Origin of the sequence: Streptomyces sp. NBC_00344 (genome assembly GCF_036088315.1) — a bacterium.
Taxonomy (GTDB): domain Bacteria; phylum Actinomycetota; class Actinomycetes; order Streptomycetales; family Streptomycetaceae; genus Streptomyces.
In genome coordinates this window covers 5,195,608-5,214,900 of the sequence record NZ_CP107996.1, presented here as the reverse complement: position 1 = coordinate 5,214,900, position 19,293 = coordinate 5,195,608, and the positions used below count along the sequence as shown (strand labels likewise).

Annotated in this window: 18 protein-coding genes and 1 riboswitch; of the genes, 3 read left to right on the top strand and 15 right to left on the bottom strand. The window is 68.2% G+C overall.

Annotation, left to right across the window (positions count from 1 at the left end; all coding sequences use genetic code 11):
* Positions 1 to 25: 25 nt before the first annotated feature.
* The 5 genes from OHS16_RS23515 to OHS16_RS23495 form a co-directional block, all read right to left on the bottom strand.
* Positions 26 to 1,249 carry a hypothetical protein gene (locus OHS16_RS23515; protein WP_443042681.1) on the bottom strand — a complete coding sequence of 408 codons (1,224 nt, stop codon included), beginning with the start codon at positions 1,247 to 1,249 and terminating at the stop codon, positions 26 to 28.
* Positions 1,250 to 1,282: 33 nt separating this feature from the next.
* The gene (locus OHS16_RS23510; protein WP_328539221.1) at positions 1,283 to 2,314 is read right to left on the bottom strand and encodes a C40 family peptidase; all 1,032 of its coding nucleotides are present in this window, start codon (positions 2,312 to 2,314) and stop codon (positions 1,283 to 1,285) included.
* Between the two features lie 237 nt (positions 2,315 to 2,551).
* On the bottom strand, positions 2,552 to 3,577 hold the full coding sequence (locus tag OHS16_RS23505) for a C40 family peptidase (RefSeq protein ID WP_328539220.1): 1,026 nt from the start codon (positions 3,575 to 3,577) through the stop codon (positions 2,552 to 2,554).
* 272 nt (positions 3,578 to 3,849) lie between these two features.
* Complete coding sequence (locus tag OHS16_RS23500) at positions 3,850 to 5,211, bottom strand: NYN domain-containing protein (RefSeq protein ID WP_328540958.1); 1,362 nt, start codon at positions 5,209 to 5,211, stop codon at positions 3,850 to 3,852.
* Between the two features lie 34 nt (positions 5,212 to 5,245).
* Positions 5,246 to 5,488, bottom strand: a complete 243-nt coding sequence (locus OHS16_RS23495) for a hypothetical protein (protein WP_328539219.1) — start codon at positions 5,486 to 5,488, stop codon at positions 5,246 to 5,248.
* A gap of 172 nt (positions 5,489 to 5,660) precedes the next feature.
* Between OHS16_RS23495 and OHS16_RS23490 the strand changes: the two genes are divergently transcribed.
* Together OHS16_RS23490 and OHS16_RS23485 are read left to right on the top strand one after the other, a co-directional pair.
* Complete coding sequence (locus OHS16_RS23490; RefSeq protein ID WP_328539218.1) at positions 5,661 to 6,374, top strand: rhomboid family intramembrane serine protease; 714 nt, start codon at positions 5,661 to 5,663, stop codon at positions 6,372 to 6,374.
* The gene (locus tag OHS16_RS23485) at positions 6,371 to 6,652 is read left to right on the top strand and encodes an Lrp/AsnC family transcriptional regulator (protein WP_250304618.1); all 282 of its coding nucleotides are present in this window, start codon (positions 6,371 to 6,373) and stop codon (positions 6,650 to 6,652) included. Before OHS16_RS23490 ends, OHS16_RS23485 begins: the two co-directional genes overlap by 4 nt.
* Before the next feature lie 40 nt (positions 6,653 to 6,692).
* On the opposite strand, the gene OHS16_RS23480 is transcribed toward OHS16_RS23485, so the two are convergent.
* The 6 genes from OHS16_RS23480 to ctaE all read right to left on the bottom strand — a co-directional run bounded on the left by OHS16_RS23480 (position 6,693) and on the right by ctaE (position 13,904).
* Positions 6,693 to 8,069, bottom strand: a complete 1,377-nt coding sequence (locus tag OHS16_RS23480; protein WP_328539217.1) for an aminotransferase class V-fold PLP-dependent enzyme — start codon at positions 8,067 to 8,069, stop codon at positions 6,693 to 6,695.
* 158 nt (positions 8,070 to 8,227) lie between these two features.
* Positions 8,228 to 8,345, bottom strand: a riboswitch (SAM riboswitch).
* 193 nt (positions 8,346 to 8,538) lie between these two features.
* Positions 8,539 to 9,603: an anthranilate phosphoribosyltransferase gene (gene trpD / locus OHS16_RS23475; protein WP_328539216.1), complete on the bottom strand. Its 1,065-nt coding sequence runs from the start codon at positions 9,601 to 9,603 to the stop codon at positions 8,539 to 8,541.
* 125 nt (positions 9,604 to 9,728) lie between these two features.
* Entirely contained in the window at positions 9,729 to 11,354 is a 1,626-nt protein-coding gene (qcrB, locus tag OHS16_RS23470) for a cytochrome bc1 complex cytochrome b subunit (protein WP_328539215.1), read from the bottom strand.
* Positions 11,351 to 12,412, bottom strand: coding sequence for a cytochrome bc1 complex Rieske iron-sulfur subunit (gene qcrA / locus OHS16_RS23465; protein WP_328539214.1), 1,062 nt, complete (start codon positions 12,410 to 12,412; stop codon positions 11,351 to 11,353). The genes qcrB and qcrA overlap by 4 nt, the downstream gene beginning before the upstream one ends.
* Positions 12,409 to 13,218, bottom strand: a complete 810-nt coding sequence (qcrC, locus tag OHS16_RS23460) for a cytochrome bc1 complex diheme cytochrome c subunit (RefSeq protein WP_328539213.1) — start codon at positions 13,216 to 13,218, stop codon at positions 12,409 to 12,411. The genes qcrA and qcrC overlap by 4 nt, the downstream gene beginning before the upstream one ends.
* Positions 13,219 to 13,283: 65 nt before the next feature.
* Positions 13,284 to 13,904 (bottom strand): aa3-type cytochrome oxidase subunit III, encoded by a 621-nt coding sequence (gene ctaE, locus OHS16_RS23455; protein ID WP_328539212.1) that lies wholly within the window; start codon positions 13,902 to 13,904, stop codon positions 13,284 to 13,286.
* Positions 13,905 to 14,090: 186 nt separating this feature from the next.
* On the opposite strand from ctaE, the gene OHS16_RS23450 reads away from it, so the two are divergent.
* Entirely contained in the window at positions 14,091 to 14,507 is a 417-nt protein-coding gene (locus tag OHS16_RS23450; protein WP_328539211.1) for a hypothetical protein, read from the top strand.
* Between the two features lie 64 nt (positions 14,508 to 14,571).
* Here OHS16_RS23450 and OHS16_RS23445 read toward each other — a convergent pair whose 3' ends face one another.
* The 4 genes from OHS16_RS23445 to ctaC form a co-directional block, all read right to left on the bottom strand.
* Positions 14,572 to 15,831 carry a L,D-transpeptidase gene (locus OHS16_RS23445; protein WP_328539210.1) on the bottom strand — a complete coding sequence of 420 codons (1,260 nt, stop codon included), beginning with the start codon at positions 15,829 to 15,831 and terminating at the stop codon, positions 14,572 to 14,574.
* Positions 15,832 to 15,941: 110 nt separating this feature from the next.
* Positions 15,942 to 16,340: a cytochrome c oxidase subunit 4 gene (locus tag OHS16_RS23440; protein ID WP_328539209.1), complete on the bottom strand. Its 399-nt coding sequence runs from the start codon at positions 16,338 to 16,340 to the stop codon at positions 15,942 to 15,944.
* Positions 16,337 to 18,073 carry an aa3-type cytochrome oxidase subunit I gene (ctaD, locus tag OHS16_RS23435; RefSeq protein WP_328539208.1) on the bottom strand — a complete coding sequence of 579 codons (1,737 nt, stop codon included), beginning with the start codon at positions 18,071 to 18,073 and terminating at the stop codon, positions 16,337 to 16,339. The genes OHS16_RS23440 and ctaD overlap by 4 nt, the downstream gene beginning before the upstream one ends.
* Positions 18,070 to 19,035 carry an aa3-type cytochrome oxidase subunit II gene (gene ctaC / locus OHS16_RS23430; RefSeq protein WP_328539207.1) on the bottom strand — a complete coding sequence of 322 codons (966 nt, stop codon included), beginning with the start codon at positions 19,033 to 19,035 and terminating at the stop codon, positions 18,070 to 18,072. Before ctaC ends, ctaD begins: the two co-directional genes overlap by 4 nt.
* Between the last annotated feature and the right edge of the window lie 258 nt (positions 19,036 to 19,293).

The following is a 19,293-nucleotide window of genomic DNA, read 5'->3' as shown; positions in this document are numbered from 1 at the left end:
GCACCACCGCTCACCCGCGGACCGCTCAGCCGAGCTGCGCCCTGAGGTACTCGCGCCACCGCGCCGTGAAGTCCTCCGGGGTCGTCCCGAGCACCGAGTTCATGGCGGCCTCCACCGCGCCGTCGCGCCGCTGGTGCGCGCCGACCGCCCGGTAGAAGTCCGCGAGCCTCTGCCCGCCCCACTCCCGCGCGATGAGCCTGCAGGCCAGCCAGCCGCCCTCGTATGCCCGGGCGAGCGTACCGGCATCGCCCCCGAAGCCGAAGTCCGCGTCGGCCGGCAGTGCGGCGGGCAGAGCGCCACCGCGGACCGCGCGCTGGAGTTCGGGGGCTGCATCGGGCGCGCCGGTGCCGGTGTCCCGGTAGGCCACCCAGTCCGCGAATCCCTCGGACAGCCAGAGCGGGGTGGCCTGCGAGGTCTGGCTGCGGGTGGCCACATGGGTGGTCTCGTGGGTGATGACCACCTGTTTGCCGAGCTCGCTCAGGACGGCGTAGGCAGCGGGGTTGACGATCACCCGGTCCGCCGGGGCCGCCCCTGCGCCGCCCGCCTCCCCCGTGGTGACCGCGGCGATGTCCCGGTAGGAAGCGGCGGGGGAATCGAGCAGTGCGGCCATCGAGTTCAGCGATGAAGGGACGAGCACCACCACCCGCCCCGCCCATGTACCGTGCCAGGACGAGTCGACGGCCGGTACCGAGGCATCCGCGACGGCCGCCACCGCGCGGAGTATCCGGCTCTGCCGGCCCACGCCCAGCACCAGGCTGTGTCTCCCCCGGACGACCGCCACCCTGCCCTGCTGCCAGAGCTGCTGTCCTGCGCCCTTGCCCGGGCTGTCCGCGGTGAGATACCAGCGGCCGCCGTGCTCCGCCAGCCTCAGGGTGCGTGCCGCCCGCACCGGCGCGCTGTCGTAGCCGTCGATCCGGTAGCGCAGTTCGATCTCCGCCGTGGCCTCGGCGCCCTGACGATGCACCTGCCCCAACCGGTACGTCCAGGAACGCAGCGGCAGCCCCGCGAGGTTCTCGAACTCCTCGCGCTGCTCCGTGCGCAGCGCCTTCGCCCGGGGGTCGACCACGGCCAGGTAGCCGCTCGCGTCGTGGTGCAATACGGCCGATGCCCGGCGGTCGAGGGTCCGCCGGATGTCACGGCCGGCGCCGTCCTGAGCCGGCGGCGCCCCGCAGCTGGACATGAGGACCGCGACGGCCAACGCGCAGCCCGCCAACCGCCTTCGTCCCGTACCGCGTCGCCGACCTGCCACGCCGCCGATCGTACGTGGCCGGACCCGCCCCGCTCAGACCCGTGTCACCGAGGAGATGGGCATCATGCCCACCGGGTCGTAGCGCACCCGGGCGCCCGGATACGGGGCGTGCACCACCTGGCCGTTGCCCATGTACATCCCCACATGGCCGGCGTCACTGCGGTACACGACCAGATCACCGGGTCTGGCCTGCGAGAGGGGAATCCGCCGCCCCGCGCCCCGCTGCTCCTGCGAGGTGCGCGGCAGCGCCACGCCGGCCTTGGCGTACGACCACTGCATCAGCCCGGAACAGTCGAAGCCGTAGGGCCCGTTGGCACCCCAGATGTACGGCCGCCCCACGGCGCTGCGGGCGGCCAGCACGGCGGCGGCGGCCCGGCCCGATGTCGGCAGCGCACCCAGGGCCGGCATCTCGTCGCCGCCGGAGCGTGACCCGCGCTCGTACTGTGCGCGCTGAGCTGCGGGCAGCGCCCTCACCAGCTCGCGCGCCCTGGTGAGCTTGCTCTCGACCGACCGCTTGTGCCGGGCCACTTCGGTCCGGCTGTGCCGCAGCTCGGCGAGTTCGCGGGCCGCGTCGGCCCGTTGCTGCGCGAGTCCGCGCTGGGCCTGCCGGACCCGGCGCAGTTCGCTCGCCCGGTAGTCACCGATCTGCTGCAGCGCCGCGGCCTTGTCGAGGTACGAGTCGGGGTCGGACGAGAGCAGCAGGGCGAGCGAGGGGTCGATGGCCCCGGCACGGTACTGGGCACTCGCCAGGGTGCCCAGTGCGCCGCGCATGCGGTTGAGCCGTTCCTGGCCACGGGCGACGCTGTCCTGGGTGTCGCTGATCCGGTGGCGCAGCCCTTCGGCACGCTCATCGGCCCTGTTGTACAGCTCGGTGGCCTTCTCGGCCTGCTCGAAGAGCCCGTCGACCTCGCTCCGCGAGGCCCTGGCCGATGCCGTGTCCCGTGGCTCGGCGCCCGCCGGTGCGGCCGCGAGGGCTGCCGCCGCTGTCGCCATCGCGGCGGACACGACGGTGACCCGGGCACCCCGGGTGAGGCCGGGCTGGGTGGGACGGCGATGGGACGCCACAGGAGCCGCACTCCTTCCGCTGCGCGCAGCCCCTGCCGTCCTGATGGACGGACCGGTTGGCGGGAACTGCACGCCGGACAGTAACCGTGCGGACACTCGGTGACCAAGGAGCCCGTTGCGCAACAGAAGTGACGCCCCGCCGGAGATCACAAGGTCACCGGCAGGGCGGGGAGCCGGCGGGCGGCCCGGTAATTCGCTCGAATGGGCGGAGCGGAACGGCGCGCGTCGCCGGGTGGGTCAGATACGGACGCCGAACTGGAAGGGCATGTTGCCCAGCGCCTCGTACCGCACGTTGGCACCGGTGTGCGGCGCGTGCAGCACCATGCCGTTACCGGCGTAGAGCCCGATATGGTGCAAGTCACCGTAGAAGAGGACCAGATCGCCGGGCTTGAGAGCACTCGACGAGTAGATCCGCGTACCGGCGTTGGCCTGCGCCTGCGAGGTCCGCGGGATCGAGACCCCGGCCTGCGCATACGCCCAGGACGTCAGCCCGGAGCAGTCGAAGGAGGCGGGGCCGGTGGCGCCGTAGACGTACGGCTTGCCTATCTGGGTCTGCGCAGCGGAGAGCGCGGCGCCGCCACGGGCGGAGGCCGGCACGGCGTTGCCGAGGTCCGCACGGCTGCTGTTGCGGTTGGCGCGGGCGTCGTCGGCGGCTATCGAGGCACGCTCGGCGGCGGTGAGGCTGTTGAGCAGCTTCTGCGCCGAAGCGAGCTTGCTCTGGACTTCCTTCTTCTTGTCGCCCAGCTTCTTACGGGTCGACGAAAGGTCCTTGAGCTTGTCCTGGGCCTCGGCGCGCTGCTGGGCGAGGGAGCGCTGCTTCGCCTGGATCTTCTTCACCGCGTCGGCCTGCTGACTGCTCAGCTGGTCCTGCGCGGTGGCCTTGTCCAGGAAGTCGTCCGGGTCCGACGAGAGGAAGAGCTGCACCGAGGGGTCGATCCCGCCCGAACGGTACTGCGCGCTCGCCAGCGAACCGAGCTGGCCCCGCAGCTTGTTGAGGTCCTGCTGGCCGCGTGCGACGTTGTCCTGGAGGTCGTCGACCTGCTTCTTGAGCTTGTCCTGCTGCTCCTTGGCCCCGTCGTACTTCTCGGTGGCCTTCTCCGCGTCCTCGTAGAGCTTGTCGACCTTCGCCTTGACCTCGCTCTTGGTCGGCTTGGGATCGGCGTGCGCGGCCTGGGAGGTCAGGGCCACTGCTGCTGCGGCGGTCGCGGTGAGCACGGTCACGCGAGTGCGGCTCGGCTGCTTGGGTCGACGGTGGGACGCCACGAAGGCGAGCTCCTTCTTCCTGAGCCGCCGAACACGTGATGGGGGCCACGCGGTCCTCGGCGGTTCCTTCGCTGCCACCCCGGGTGAGTGATCAACCGTGCGAAGGTTCGAGGCCTGACCTTAGTGACCTTCTTGTGATCACTTCAAATCCTGATGGCAAAAAAATCGGTCACCGAGTGGTTTCTTTACATACATCACACGCGCAGTAATGGCCACTTGACGCTCTGCTCGACCTCGGACCTCCCGAAGTCGGGCATTGGGCACAGCAGTTACTAGACGCGCGAAAGCCGCTTCAGCAACAAGACGGACGCGACAGGTCTCGCACCCGACCTGGCCACCCCGTCGGCCACCTCGCGGTCGGTGGAGACCACTACGACAGGACGCCCCGAAGGCTCCGCGCGCACCAGCTGGCGGATCAGCTCATCCGCGGTGACGCCCGGTTTGCTGAACAGCACCCGCACCCCGCGCGGCGGCGCGAGCAGTACCGGAGCCGCCAGTTCGGCTCCGTCGAACACGCAGGTCATCTCGGCGCCCGTCTGGGCGGCGAGCACCGAGAGACCACCGAGCAGTCGCAGCCGCTGCTTCTCCAGCGGCATCTGCGGATAGCCGGTCTTGGTGACGTTGTAGCCGTCGACGACCAGATGTGCCTGCGGCAGGGAGAGCAACTGATCGAGCAGCGCGGGGTCGGTGTCCGAAAGCGCCCTGGCCGCAATGTCCTTGGGCGACATCCGGCCCGGCTCCACCGCGTCGACGGAATCGGCCGGGCGCAGCGAGGCGGGCGGCAGAGCCAGCTCGCGCCGCAGCCCCTGGGCCGCGTCGAGCACCGTGTCGAGCAGCAGACGCAGCCGCATGTCCTCGACGGAGCGGCCCTCGCGCACCGCGCGGCGGCCGGCCTCCACCGAGGCCTCCGCCTCGCCCAGCCGGGCCTTCAGCCGCCGCGACTCGCTCTCCGCGGCGCCCACCCTGGCGGCCGCGTCCGATCGGACGCCCTCGATCTCGGAGCCGGCACGGCGCAGCGCGGCCTCGCCGCGCTTCACATCGCTCTGGGCGCTGCGCAGCTTGCGCTGCAGGGATTCGATGTCCTTGCGGGCCGCGTCCAGCTCGGTGCGCAGCCGCTCGGTCTCGCTCTTCGTCTGCGCCCTTGCCTCTGCGAGCTCCTCGCGCAGCCGCTCCGTGTCGCGCTGAGCCGCCTCGCCCGCCCGCTCGGCGTCGGCGCGCAGCGCCTCCTCCCCTGCGGCCGCCACCAGCTTCACCCAGCCGACGGGGCGCAGCACATACGCGGCGGCGGCCACATCGAGCGGATCCGCCGCCGCGGGCGGCGAGCCCGCCTCGAGTGCCCCGGCCAGTTCGGGCTGGGACTCCTTCAGCCGCTCGCCGATGCGCTGGCGGAACAACGGGTCGCTCTCCAGCGCGGCCGCCATCGCGGTGCCCGCGAACTTGGCGCGCCTGCTGGGGGTGAACCGGGCGTACTGCCGCAGCTGCGTGGGGAGCTCGACGACGGTGAGCCCCCCGAACGCGTCCGAGACCAGCGCGACGACCCGGTGCCGCACCCCTTCCGGCAGCGGGCGGTCGAGCGCCTCGGCGGCGTCGTCGGCCCCACCGGCCGGCTCACTGCCGCTTTCAGGCTCCACGATCCGTCACCCCACTGTCGCTCTTCAGCGGTCTCCCTCAGGAGCCGCCACCCGGCCTGTCCACCAGCTCGATCTGATCCACCGCGTTGCACCAGCGGCAGCGCACCGACTCGATGGTCTCACTGACCACCTCGCGTTCTTCGACCTTGGGCTCACCGGCCAGGTCGAGATGCATGTACTCGACAACCTTCGACGAGCGGGTCACATCGAAACGCGTGAGATTGCCACAGAGCGTGCAGCGCCACCGGGTACCGGCGGTCGGCATGGGAACCGTCGTCATAGTGCCGTCCTCTTGTTTGTCCTGCGTGGTTCGCGGTGCGCCATCGAACTGCGGATGTACTCCCCGTAACCCTACGGCCTTGCACCTGCCCCGACGGGAGGACCGGTCGACACCGCAAGGGCTCCGGCGAGGCGCTCTGCCCCATTCACGCCCGTTAAGCCATGCTCTGTGCATGCTCAAGCGGCGGGAAGCATTCCGGGGGCCCCTGGTGACCTACGGCCTGATCGGTCTCTGCTGCCTGTTCTTCCTCGTCAGCCCGGTCTCCGGCCTCAGCCCCGGATACGGCACGGGAGAGAGGCTCCTCGCCGCCCAGAGCTCCTACTTCGAGCACTGGGGGGTGATCCCCGCCGAACTGATGAGCGGCTCATCCGCGGCGCTGCTCACCCCGTTCACCGCTCTGTTCGTCCACGCCGGCTGGGTGCACCTGCTCGGCAACATGCTGTTCCTCTACGTCTTCGGGGCCATGGCCGAGGAACGCATGGGGCGCCTGCACTTCGCGGTGTTCTACCTGGCCGGCGGCTGGGCCGCGCTGGCCGCCTTCGCGCTGACGCACTCCGCGTCGGACCAGACCCTGGTCGGGGCGTCGGGCGCGATCTCGGCCGTGCTGGGCGCCTTCCTCAGTCTCTTCCCGAAGGCCAGGGTCACCAGCGTCTTCCCGTTTCTGCTGTTCGTGCCGCTGCGCTTCCCCGCCTGGATCGTGCTGGTCTTCTGGTTCGCCCTCCAGTGGCTCGCCGCCGGCCGGCAGAGCGGAACCGGCCCCGGGGTCGCCTACACGGCGCATCTGGCGGGGTTCTCGCTGGGGTTCCTCTACGCCACGGCGCGGTACCGGCGTACGACTAGAGTGAAGGCCCCAGCGACGGCCACCGAGGGAGAAAGCAAACCGTGATCACCGCGATCGTGCTCATCAAGACAAGCGTGGACCGGATTCCCGAGATCGCGGAATCGCTCGCCGCACTGGAGAGCGTCAGCGAGGTCTACTCCGTCACCGGCACGTACGACCTGATCGCACTGGTCCGGGTGGCCCGCCACGACGATCTCGCCGACATCATCCCCGGCCGGATCAGCAAGATCCCGGGTGTCGAGGCCACCGACACGCACGTGGCGTTCCGCACCTACTCCCAGCACGACCTGGAAGCGGCCTTCGCCATCGGGCTCGACGCATGAGCGCGCCCTCGGCCGCCGGGGTGGCCGAGGGCCGAACCGCTCAGACGGCCGGCACGCAACGGCCGTTCTCCGTACGGTAGTTCCAGCGGGCGCCGTCGCGCACCAGCTCCTTGACCGCGGTCACGAAACGCTCCACGTGCTCGTCCGGCGTACCGGCGCCGAAGCTCACCCGGATGGCGTTGAGCGAGCGCTCGCCGGGCTCACCATCGGGTGCGCCGCACTCCCCCTGGTCCTGCGGGTCGCCGCCGAGCAGTGTGCGTACCAGCGGGTGCGCGCAGAACAGTCCGTCGCGGACGCCGATGCCGTACTCGGCCGAGAGCGCGGCCGCGAAGTGCGAGCTGTTCCAGCCGTCGACCACGAACGAGATGACACCGACGCGCGGGACGTCGTCGCCGAAGAGCGAGAGCACCTTCACGGCGTCCACCTCCCCGAGGCCGTCGAGGACCTTGGTGACCAGCGACTGCTCGCGCTCGACCAGGGAGTCGAAGCCGGCGTCGGTGAGTGCCCGGCAGGCGGCGGCGATGGAGTACACCCCGATGACGTTGGGCGAGCCGGCCTCGTGACGGGCGGCCGTGGTGTGCCACTCGACGTCCACACCGCCATCGGCCCGCCGGGTGACCTGGCGGGACGCCCCGCCACCCGCGAGATACGGCTCCGCCTCCTGCAGCCAGTCCGAACGGCCCGCCAGGACCCCGGAGCCGAAGGGCGCGTACAGCTTGTGCCCGGAGAAGGCCACCCAGTCGACGTCCAGGTCCGCGATGTCCACCGGGTGGTGCGGGGCGAGCTGGGCGGCGTCCAGCACCACCCGGGCACCATGTGCGTGAGCGGCAGCCGCAAGTTCCCGCACGGGCCAGTGCTCACCGGTGACGTTCGAAGCGCCAGTGACACAGACCAGCGCGGGCACGGTCGACCCGGACGGCGAGGTACCGCGGCCCGCGAGTGCGCGCTCCAGGATCCCGACGGCCTGCTGCGGGGTGCGCGGCGCGTCCAGGTAGGTCACATCGGCACCGCGCCAGGGCAGCAGCGAGGCATGGTGCTCGGTCTCGAAGACGAAGACCTGGCAGTCCGCGGGCAGTACCGCGGCCAGCAGGTTGAGTGAGTCGGTGGTCGACCGGGTGAACACCACCTGGTCACCCTCCCGGCAGCCGAGGAATTCGGCGACGGCGGTACGGCTGTTCTCGAAGAGGTCGGTGGACAGCTGTGAGAGGTAGCCGGCGCCGCGGTGCACACTGCCGTAGTACGGGGCGTAGGCGGCCACGTCGTCCCAGACCCGCTGCAGGGCCGGAGCGCTCGCCGCGTAGTCCAGCGCGGCGTAGTCGACCTCGCCACCGGTGACGAGGGGAACCCGTACATCCCGTCCCAGGACGGGCAGCGGGGCACAAACCGAACGGTCGACGGCAGCGGTGGGGACAGACATGGCGAACTCCCGGAAAGGGCAGGCGAATTCACTGCGCGGGCCACCCGACGGTGGGCGCGGGGCAGTGCGGAAAGGGTGTGCGGAGAAGGGGGCTACTGCCCTATCGCATTCGCTGAACCACGGAAGAACTCCCTCGACGACCAGGATCCCTGGCGAGGGATCCGCGCTTGCCGCGGACTCTGCTGTCCACGGCCAGGTCTTCACCCAGGGCACCCCGCCACGGACGGAGGGTTGCCGGACAGCGGGCTGGGGCCGTAGTCGCTGTCACTCATGACCTGAGAGCATCTTGCCACACGCCGCGGAACGCGCAAGGCGCGGTCCGCAATGCGGACCGCGCCCTGCTGTGCCGTCACCGCCCGCCATGACCGGCGGGGGTTCACGCGTCGCTCGCCGTACCCGGCGGGGGTTCACGCGTCGCTCGCCGTACCCGGCGGGGGTTCACGCGTTGCTCGCCGTACCCGGCGGGGGTTCACGCGTTGCTCGCCGCGACCCATCTCTCCAGCGCGCCGCGGGCGGCGCCCGAGTCGATCGACTCGGCAGCCTGCTCGAGCCCCGCCGCGATCTGTTCGTTCAGCGAGCCCGCACCCGGGTTCAGCGCGACCAGCGCCGCCGCCGAGTTCAGCAGCACCGCATCGCGCACCGGGCCGGTCTCGCCGGCCAGCAGCCGACGGGCGACGTCCGCGTTGTACGAGGCGTCGGCGCCACGCAGTGCCTCCACAGGGACCAGGCCGATGCCGACATCGCGGGGATCGAAGGGCTCCTCGCGCACCACGCCGTCCGCCACGATCCACACCCTGGACGTGGCGGTGGTGGTCAGCTCGTCGAGTCCGTCGTCGCCCCGGAAGACCAGCGCGGACGAGCCCCGCTCGGCCAGTACACCCGCCACGATGGGCGCCACCCGTGCGTCGGCCACACCGGTGGCCTGGGCCCGCACCTTCGCCGGGTTGGTGAGCGGCCCCAGGAAGTTGAAGGTGGTGCGGATGCCCAGCTCGCGCCGTGCGGCCGCCACGTACCGCAGCGCGGGGTGGAACTTCACCGCGAAGCAGAAGGTGATCCCTGCCTCTTCGGCGACCTCGGTGACCCTCTGCGGGGTGAGGTCCAGATTGACGCCGAGCTTCTCCAGAACGTCGGATGCGCCGCTCCTCGACGAGGCCGCGCGGTTGCCGTGCTTGACCACCTTCGCGCCGGTGCCCGCCACCACGATCGACGACATGGTCGAGATGTTCACCGTGCTGGAGCCGTCACCGCCGGTGCCGACGATGTCCACGCTGGGGCCGGGCACCTCGATGAGCCTGGCGTGCTCGTACATGGTGCGCACCATGCCACTGATCTCTGTGACCGTCTCGCCCTTGGCCCGTAGCGCCACCATGAAGCCCGCGATCTGTGCGCCGGTGGCCTCTCCGCTCATGATGCGGTCCATTGCCCAGGCGGTGGCATCGGCGCTCTGGTCGGTGCCCGCGAGCAGGGAGTCGATGACACCGGGCCAGGAGTATGCCGCCACGCTGTCGCCGCCGACCGGGGTCACAACGTTCATGGTCCACTCCTGGGTCCACAGCCGAAAGGGATGGTCCCACCTTATCCAGCCCTGGGGACGGCAAAGAGCCCCGTCCATCGAATGGACGGGGCTCCTGCCGTGGCGACCTGTTTCAGGTCAGGCGATCAGTGATGGCCGTGGCCGCTGGTGATCTCCTTGTACTCCTCCGCGGTGGGCTTCTGGATCTGGTGGTGCTCGCCGAAGTATCCCTGGCTCAGCTTGGCGCGCAGCCTGGTGAGACGGGACACCTTGCGTTCGACACCGTTCTCGTCGACCGTCGGGCCGATCTCGAGCGGCTTGTACTGCTCGTGCGCGGTGAGCGAGTGCAGCTGACCGGGACCGAGCGGTTCGTGGATCTCGACGAACTCACCGTGCGGCAGGCGCTTGATGACACCGGACTCACGTCCGTGCAGCACCTTGTCCCGGTCGCGGCGCTGCAGACCGATGCAGAACCGCTTGGTGGCGATGAACGCCAGGACCGGACCGACGAACATTCCGATCCGCACGAACCACGTGATCGAGTTGATCGACAGGTGGAAGTGCGTGGCCCAGAGGTCGTTGCCGCCACCGACGAGCAGGATCGCGTACAGGGTCAGCCAGGCGACACCGAACGCGGTGCGTGTCGGGGCGTTGCGCGGGCGGTCCAGGATGTGGTGCTCGCGCTTGTCGCCGGTGATCCAGGACTCGATGAAGGGATAGACACCGATGATGACCAGGACCAGCGGGAAGACCACGATCGGGATGAACACACCCAGTACCAGGGTGTGCCCCCAGGCGTTGATCTCCCAGCCCGGCATGATGCGGACCAGACCCTCGGAGAAGCCCATGTACCAGTCGGGCTGGGCGCCGGTGGACACCTGGTCCGGGCGGTAGGGGCCCATCTCCCAGATCGGGTTGATGGAGGCGATTCCCGCGATGATCGCGATGACACCGAAGACCAGGAAGAAGAAGCCTCCGGCCTTCGCCATGTAGACCGGCAGCAGCGGCATGCCGACGACGTTCTTGTTCGTCTTGCCGGGGCCCGCGAACTGCGTGTGCTTGTGGTAGAAGACCAGGATCAGGTGTCCCACCAGCAGCCCCAGCATGATCCCGGGCAGCAGCAGCACGTGCACCGAGTAGAACCGGGCGACGAAGTCGCCGCCGGGGAACTCACCGCCGTACAGGAACATCGAGGCGTAGGAGCCGACCACCGGGATGGAGAGCATGACGCCCTCCATGAACCGCACACCCGTACCGGAGAGCAGGTCGTCCGGCAGCGAGTAACCGGTGAACCCGGTGAACATGCCGAGCACCAGCAGCAGGAAGCCGAACAGCCAGTTGACCTCGCGCGGCTTGCGGAACGCGCCCGTAAAGAACACGCGCATCATGTGCACGAGCATGCCGGCCAGGAAGACCAGGGCGGCCCAGTGGTGGATCTGCCGGATGAGCAGACCGCCGCGGACCTCGAAGCTGATGTGCATGGTCGAGGCGTAGGCCTCGGACATCCGCACACCCTGCAGCGGTACGTACGGGCCGTCGTAGACGACCTCGTTCATGCTCGGGTGGAAGAACAGCGTCAGATACACACCCGTGAGGATGATGATGATGAAGCTGTAGAGGCAGATCTCGCCCAGCATGAAGGACCAGTGGTCCGGGAAGATCTTGCGCATGTTGGACTTGGCCAGGCCGTAGATGCCCAGGCGGCCGTCCGCCCAGTCGGCCATCCGCTCGCCGGCGGGCGCTTTGCGCTGTGTATCCGTCACGGTGCTCATCCGCGCTCCCAGAAGGCAGGACCGACGGGCTCTGCGAAGTCGCCGAGCGCTTCGAGGTTACCCTCGCCGTTCACACCGATCCGCAGCTGCGGAAGGGCGTGGCCGGCCGGGCCGAAGATGACGCGGGCGCCGTCGGACAGGTCGAAGGTGGACTGGTGGCACGGGCAGAGCACGTGATGCGTCTGCTGCTCGTACAGGCTGATCGGGCAGCCGACATGGGTGCAGATCTTCGAGAACGCGACGATGCCCTCGTGGGCCCACTCGCGCTCCTTCTTGTCCTTGATGTTCTCCGGCTGGATACGGACGATCATCAGGGCGGCCTTGGCGATCTGCGTCTGGAAGTCCTCCGCGCTCTCTTCCAGACCCTCGGGCATGGCGAACGTCAGCGAACCGACGGCGACGTCCTCAGGACGCAGCGGCTCGTTGGTGTTCATGTTGATGAGGACCTTGCCCTTGGCCCACAGCGTCTTGCGGAGCTTCTTCTCGGGCAGCGGACCGAGGTCGCGGAGCAGCACCACGCCGGCGAGCGGCACCATGGCCATCGCACCGAACAGTGTGTTGCGGATCAGCTTGCGCCGGCCGAAGCCGGACTCCGCCGCACCTTCCGCGAAGTCGGCCATGACCTGGGCCCTGACTTCGGGCTCGGCCTCGATCGGGTGACGTTCGGCCGCCGTTTCGACGTCCGACATCAGGGTGCGGGCCCAGTGGACCGCGCCCGCGCCGATGGTGAAGAGCGCGACGCCGAGGGTCAGACCCAGGGAGAAGTTGAGCGCACTCACGTGACCGAACGGGAAGATGAAGACGATCTTGTCGACCGGGAAGATCACGTAGGACGCGATGAACGCGATCGTCGCCAGCATCGAGAGCGTGAACAGGAAGGCGACCGCACGCTCGGAGCGCCTGGCTGCCCGTTCGTCGATGTCCTGGACGCGCTGCCGGTGGGCCGGCAGGCCCGGGTCGGCGAACGGATCGTCCGCACGCTCCACCGCACCGGCGTCGGCCTGGTCGGTGGCCTGCTCACTCGGCAGGGTCTCTTCGGAATTCTTATTGCTACTCATGACTTCTTGGCCTTAGCGGTGTGGGCCGCGACCCAGATGGCAACTGCGATCAGCGCACCGAGTCCGAAGACCCAGCCGAAGAGACCCTCACTGACCGGACCGAGGCCGCCCAGCTTGAGGCCGCCCGCGCTTGCGGAGTTGTCGCCGTTGACGGTCTTGATGTACGCGATGATGTCCTGCTTGTTCTGCTGGGGCATCGTCGTGTCGGGGAAGTTCGGCATGTTCTGCGGGCCGGTCTGCATGGCCTCGTAGATGTGCTTCTGGCTCACGCCTTCCAGGCTCGGGGCGTACTTGCCGTGTGTGAGCGCACCGCCCTCACCCGAGAAGTTGTGGCACTGCGCGCAGTTGGTGCGGAACAGTTCGCCACCCTTGGCGATGTTCGCGCCGTCCATGCTGTACTGCTGCGCGGTCGGCATGGTGGGGCCGGCGCCGAGGGAGGCCACGTACGCCGCGAGCTTGTCGATCTCGGCCTGGCTGTAGATGACCTTTTTCTTCTCGATCTGCGGGCCCGGCTGCTGGGCCGGCATCCGGCCACTGCCGACCTGGAAGTCGACTGCGGCCGCGCCGACGCCCGTCAGGGCCGGCCCGTCGGATGAGCCCTGGCCACCGGTGCCGTGGCAGCTTGCGCAGCCCACGGAGTACAGCTTCTTGCCCTCGTTGATCGAGAGGGACTGGGCGGTGTCGTCGGCCTGTGCCTTGCCCGCGGGTGCGAACGCGGCATACAGCCCCCCGGTGGCCGCCAGCGCGAGGAGTAGGACGACGACCGCCGCCAACGGGTGGCGTCGTCGTGCGGAGAGCTTTTTCACGGATTACCCCGGTGTCAGGATCTTCTGCGTCGGTGCTTGCTGGATGAGTGGGGCTTCGGGCCCGATTACTGGATCAAGTAGATCGTCGCGAAGAGGCCGATCCAGACGACATCGACGAAGTGCCAGTAATAGGACACGACGATGGCGGCGGTTGCCTGCTCGTGGGTGAATCTCTTGGCTGCGTACGTCCTGCCGAGGACGAACAGGAAGGCGATCAGCCCACCTGTCACATGCATGCCGTGGAAGCCGGTCGTCAGGTAGAACACGGAGCCGTACGGGTCGGAAGACAGCGAAAGGCCGTCGTTCTTCACCAGCTCGGTGTACTCGAAGATCTGGCCGCCGATGAAGATCGCACCCATCACGAACGTGATCATGAACCACGAGCGCAACTTCTTCACGTCGCCCCGCTCGGCGGCGAAGACGCCGAGCTGGCACGTGAGAGAAGAGAGCACAAGGACGGTGGTGTTCGTCGCCGAGAACGGAACGTTCAGCGAGTCGGCCATATCCTTCCAGTGCGCGGCTCCCGTTACCGATCGCAGGGTGAAGTACATCGCGAAGAGGGCCGCGAAGAACATCAGCTCGGAACTCAACCAGATGATGGTTCCGACGCTGGTGAGGTTCGGCCGATTGACCGACGGGTGCGCGTGCCCGGTTTCTACTGTCGTTGCTGTCGCCACGACCGACATTATGTCGGTCGCTTATCCCGCCCTCACCTCGGGGGGTGCAGTTCGGTGTGTCAGTAGCTCATGTCCTGCCCGAACAGCCCATCGGAAGGCGCTCCGCAACGGTGTTGACGAGGTGTGGGACGGAGTAGCATCCGCGCCAAGGTTCAAGCACTCAGACCCCGAAGACACAGCCGTCACGGAGGAACAATGCAGCCGAGCGCCACGGTCCTGGTCTACAGCGACGACGCGAACACCCGGGAGCAGGTGAGGCTCGCTGCGGGCCGCAGGCCCGCTGCGGACGTGCCGCCGGTGGAGTACCTGGAGTGCGCGACGCTGGACGGCCTTCTCACGGCTCTGGACAACGGCGGCATCGATGTCTGCGTGCTGGACGGCGAGGCGGTCCCCGCGGGCGGCATGGGCATCTGCAGGCAGATCAAGGACGAGATCTTCCGGTGCCCGCCCGTCCTGCTGCTGATCGGCCGCCCGCAGGACGCCTGGCTGGCCACCTGGAGCCGCGCGGACAGCGCGGTGACGCTTCCGGTCGAGCCGGTGGAGTTCGCGGACGCACTGGCCGCCCTGCTCCGCACCCGGCTGGCGGGTACGGCCCTCACCGCACGGTCCTGACCCGGTCTCCGGGGGAACACCCCCCGGAGAACACGGCGTCGTCCGTGTGCGGGCCGGCGGCGGGTCAGAAGGCGGCGGGCTGCAGCCGGGCCGTTTCGGCCGGTGTGCTGTCCGCCTGCTTCCCGGCGGACAGCGCGCTGCCCTTGCGCCACTTGTCCCAGGACAGGTTCCAGTCGCCGAAGCCGTTGTCGAACGGCGTCATCGTGGCGCCTTCGCTTCCTGTGACGTTGACGATGTCACCCTTGCGGAAGTGGTTGAAGAACCAGGTCGCGTTGTCCATGCTCATGCCGGTGCAGCCATGACTGGTGTTGGCGTACCCCTGCGAACCCACGGACCAGGGCGCCGCGTGGACGTACTCACCGCTCCAGGTGACCTGTGTGGCGAAGTACACCGGGAGGTCGTAGGAGTCCGAACTGCCGGCGGCTATCCCGATGCTGGAACTGGTCATCCGTACGTAGCGCGTCTTGCCGAGCACGACCTTGACGCCGTTCCGGGTGGAGAAGCCGGGCTTGCCCATGGTGATCGGGATGGTGTTGATCACTTTCCCGTTGCGCTTGACGACCATTTGGTCCGAACCGGCGTTGGCGAGGGCTTCGAGGCGGTCGCCCGTGGTGATCGTGAGGGGCTTTGCGTCACCGCCGTAGAGCTTGCCGGCGATCTTTATCCCGTTGAGGTTGCTGCGCACCTTGATGGTGGCGTGCGCGGGCCAGTACTCCTTCGGGCGGAAGTGCAGCGTCTTGCTGTCCACCCAGTACCAGGCACCGTCGGCGGCGGGTACTGATGTGACCTTGAGGGCCCGCTCGACCTTGGCCCGGTCCGCCTTCGCCTTTACCGGGGCACTGAGCTGGGCGGTGATCGGCTGCCCCACGCCGTACACGCCCTTCTCGGGGCCGAAGGTGGCGTTGAGCCGGTTCGAGGACGACTTGGTGTCGAAGCGGAACATCCGGGTGCCCGGCTGGCCCCGGCCGTCCTCGGTGGACACCCGCACCGTGTAGTGCGCGCCTGCCGCCAGCGAGGCGGTGCTGTGCCACCTGCTGCCGTCGGCGGACAGTTCGCCCGCCAGCTGGCGCCCAGTGGCGTCCGTGGCCGTCACGTCGGTGATACGGCCCGACCCGTTCTTGATGGTGACTTCGAGCGGCTTGTTCGGGTCGGCGGCCTTACCGCTGCCCTTGGGGCCGCTGAAGGATATCTGGCCCGCTGCGTCGAACGGTGTCGAGGATAGCGGGCTGCTGTCGGGCCCTCCGCATGCGGCGACTCCTGCCCCCAGGGAGGCGAGCAGTAGTGAGCAGCTCAGGACCGTACGGAATCGAGGTGCTTGGCTCATGAGCACACGCTATGAAGCTCCGTCAACAGCGGCACGCCGGATGACTGCAAACGAGGGGTCCGGACACCTGAATGGCGTCCGAACCCCTCGTTCGATGTGTGAACCGCGTGCTACTGGTTCTGGTTCTCTCCGCGGTAGAACTCGAAGACCCAGCCCCACAGACCGACCAGGATCAGCGGCGCCGAGAAGTACAGCAGCCACCAGCCCATGGCGATCGCCAGGAAGGCCAGCGCACCACCGATGGCCAGCGAGAGCGGCTGCCAGCTGTGCGGGGCGAAGAAGCCGACCTCACCCGCCTCGTCGGCGACCTCGGCCTCCTTGTCGTCCTGCGCGATCGCGTCCATCCGCCGGGCCGTGAAGGCCAGGTAGAAGCCGATCATCACGCTCAGACCGAAGGCCATGAAGAGCGCCGTCGTACCGGCTGCTTCCTTCGACCACACGCCGTAGACGATTGCCACGGCGAGGATGAAGAAACTCAGCCAGAGGAACATCTTTCCCTGGACCTTCACTTGCCTGCCTCCTTGCCGCCGGCGAGGACCTTGTCACTGGAGCCGTGGTTCTCGAGCTGGTCGAGAGCCGCGATCTCCGGGTGGTGCAGGTCGAAGGCCGGGGACTCGGAACGGATCCGCGGCAGCGTGGTGAAGTTGTGCCGCGGCGGCGGGCACGATGTCGCCCATTCGAGTGAACGGCCGTAGCCCCAGGGGTCGTCGACCTCGACCTTCTTGCCGTACTTGGCGGTCTTCCAGACGTTGTAGAGGAACGGCAGGATCGACAGGCCGAGCAGGAAGGAGCTGATGGTCGAGACCGTGTTCAGAGCGGTGAAGCCGTCGGCCGCGAGGTAGTCCGCGTAACGCCGCGGCATGCCCTCGACACCGAGCCAGTGCTGCACCAGGAAGGTGCCGTGGAAGCCCACGAACAGCGTCCAGAAGGTGATCTTGCCCAGTCGCTCGTCCAGCATCTTCCCGGTGAACTTCGGCCACCAGAAGTGGAATCCGGAGAACATCGCGAAGACCACGGTGCCGAAGACCACGTAGTGGAAGTGCGCCACCACGAAGTAGGAGTCCGACACGTGGAAGTCCATCGGCGGCGAGGCCAGGATGACGCCGGTCAGACCACCGAAGGTGAAGGTGATCAGGAAGCCGACGGCCCAGAGCATCGGTGTCTCGAAGGACAGTGAGCCCTTCCACATCGTGCCGATCCAGTTGAAGAACTTCACCCCGGTCGGCACCGCGATCAGGAACGTCATGAAGGAGAAGAACGGCAGCAGCACACCTCCCGTGACGTACATGTGGTGGGCCCACACCGTCACGGACAGACCGGCGATCGAGATCGTGGCCGCGATGAGGCCGATGTAACCGAACATCGGCTTTCTGGAGAAGACCGGAATCACTTCGGAAATGATCCCGAAGAACGGCAGCGCGATGATGTACACCTCTGGATGGCCGAAGAACCAGAAGAGGTGTTGCCACAGCAACGCGCCACCGTTCGACGCATCGAACACATGAGCGCCGAACTTGCGGTCCGCCTCCAGCGCGAAGAGTGCGGCGGCGAGGACGGGGAAGGCCAGCAGGACCAGCACACCGGTCAGCAGGACGTTCCACACGAAGATCGGCATCCGGAACATCGTCATGCCGGGCGCGCGCATGCAGATGATCGTGGTGATGAAGTTGACCGAGCCGAGGATCGTACCGAAGCCCGAGAAGGCCAGACCCATGATCCACATGTCGGCGCCGACACCCGGCGAACGGACGGCGTCCGACAGCGGGGAGTAGGCGAACCAGCCGAAGTCGGCCGCGCCCTGCGGGGTGATGAAGCCACCGACCGCGATGAGCGAGCCGAAGAGGTACAGCCAGTACGCGAACATGTTCAGCCGCGGGAACGCCACGTCGGGCGCGCCGATCTGCAGCGGCATGATCCAGTTGGCGAATCCGGCGAAGAGCGGCGTCGCGAACATCAGCAGCATGATGGTGCCGTGCATCGTGAACGCCTGGTTGAACTGCTCGTTCGACACGATCTGGGTGCCGGGTCGGGCCAGCTCGGCCCGCATGACCAGTGCCAGCACACCGCCGATGCAGAAGAACGCAAACGACGTGACCAGATACATCGTGCCGATCGTCTTGTGGTCAGTGGTGGTCAGCCACTTGACGAGGACGTTTCCCGGCTCTTTGCGCCGTACCGGCAGCTCGGTCTCGTAGGACTCTGCTGCCGCCGCGGCACCCTGGGGTTCGTTGAGGATGCTCACAGGTTGTTCGTCTCCGCGTTCTTGGCGTGGCCAGTCTGCGCGATCCCGGCTGGGATGTAGCCGTTCTGGCCCTTCTTCGCCAGGTCCTTGAGGTGCTGCTGATAGCGCTCCGGGGAAACGACCTTCACGTTGAAGAGCATCCGGGAGTGGTCGACGCCGCAGAGCTCGGCGCACTTACCCCTGAAGGTGCCCTCCTGGGTCGGGGTGACCTCGAAGGAGTTGGTGTGGCCCGGAACGACGTCCTGCTTCATCAGGAACGGAATCACCCAGAAGTCGTGGATGACGTCCCGTGAGGTCAGAACGAAGCGGACCTTCTCGCCCTTCGCCAACCACAGGGTCGGGCCCGGGTTGCCGTTCTGCGGGTTACGCATCCCCGGGGTGCCGACGTCGTAGACGCCTTCGGCTCCCTTGGGGAAGTCCTCGGTGAAGCGGTCCGGGATGTCGGACAGCTGTGAGGTGCCGGCGGCGTTACCGGTGGCGGGGTTTCCGTCCACGTCCTCGACGTAGTTGAAACCCCAGCTCCACTGGAAGCCGACCACGTTGACCGTGTGTGCGGGCTTGGGAGAGAGATCGAGCAGCTTCGACTCATCACGCGCGGTGAAGTAGAACAGCACCGAGACGATGATGAGGGGAACCACGGTGTACAGCGCCTCGATGGGCATGTTGTACCGGGTCTGTGGAGGTACCTCCACCTTGGTGCGGCTGCGCCGGTGGAAGATCGCACTCCAGATGATCAGACCCCACACCAGCACACCCGTGGCGAGCGCTGCCGCCCACGAGCCCTGCCAGAGGGAGAGGATCCGAGGGGCCTCTTCCGTTACCGGGGTGGGCATACCAAGGCGGGGAAAGTCCTTGTATGAGCAACCGGTAGCGGTTACAAGGATCAGGCCCGCAGTCAGCACCTGCGGCAGCTTCCGCCGCATCGGGCGCCGCGACGAGCGGTCGGAGCCGTTGGGACTCACGTAGCGCCTTCCCGAGAGTCTCGCCCGTGCGGCCGGCTGCGGCCGCATCGAGGTCGGTCGCCGGTCCTGCTCCGGGCAGGGGTTTGGATGTTTATGCGGACCAAACCCTACTGGAGGCCATTTGGAGTCGCGCGGGGAGGGTGCCCAACGCGCCGCCCGACACCCCGAAGGGGTGGAATCCGGGCTTCCGGCGGGGATCTGACGGCCCCTCCCCTGCGGCTGCGGGACCGTCCGCGCGGGGGTGGCGGCTAGCGTGGC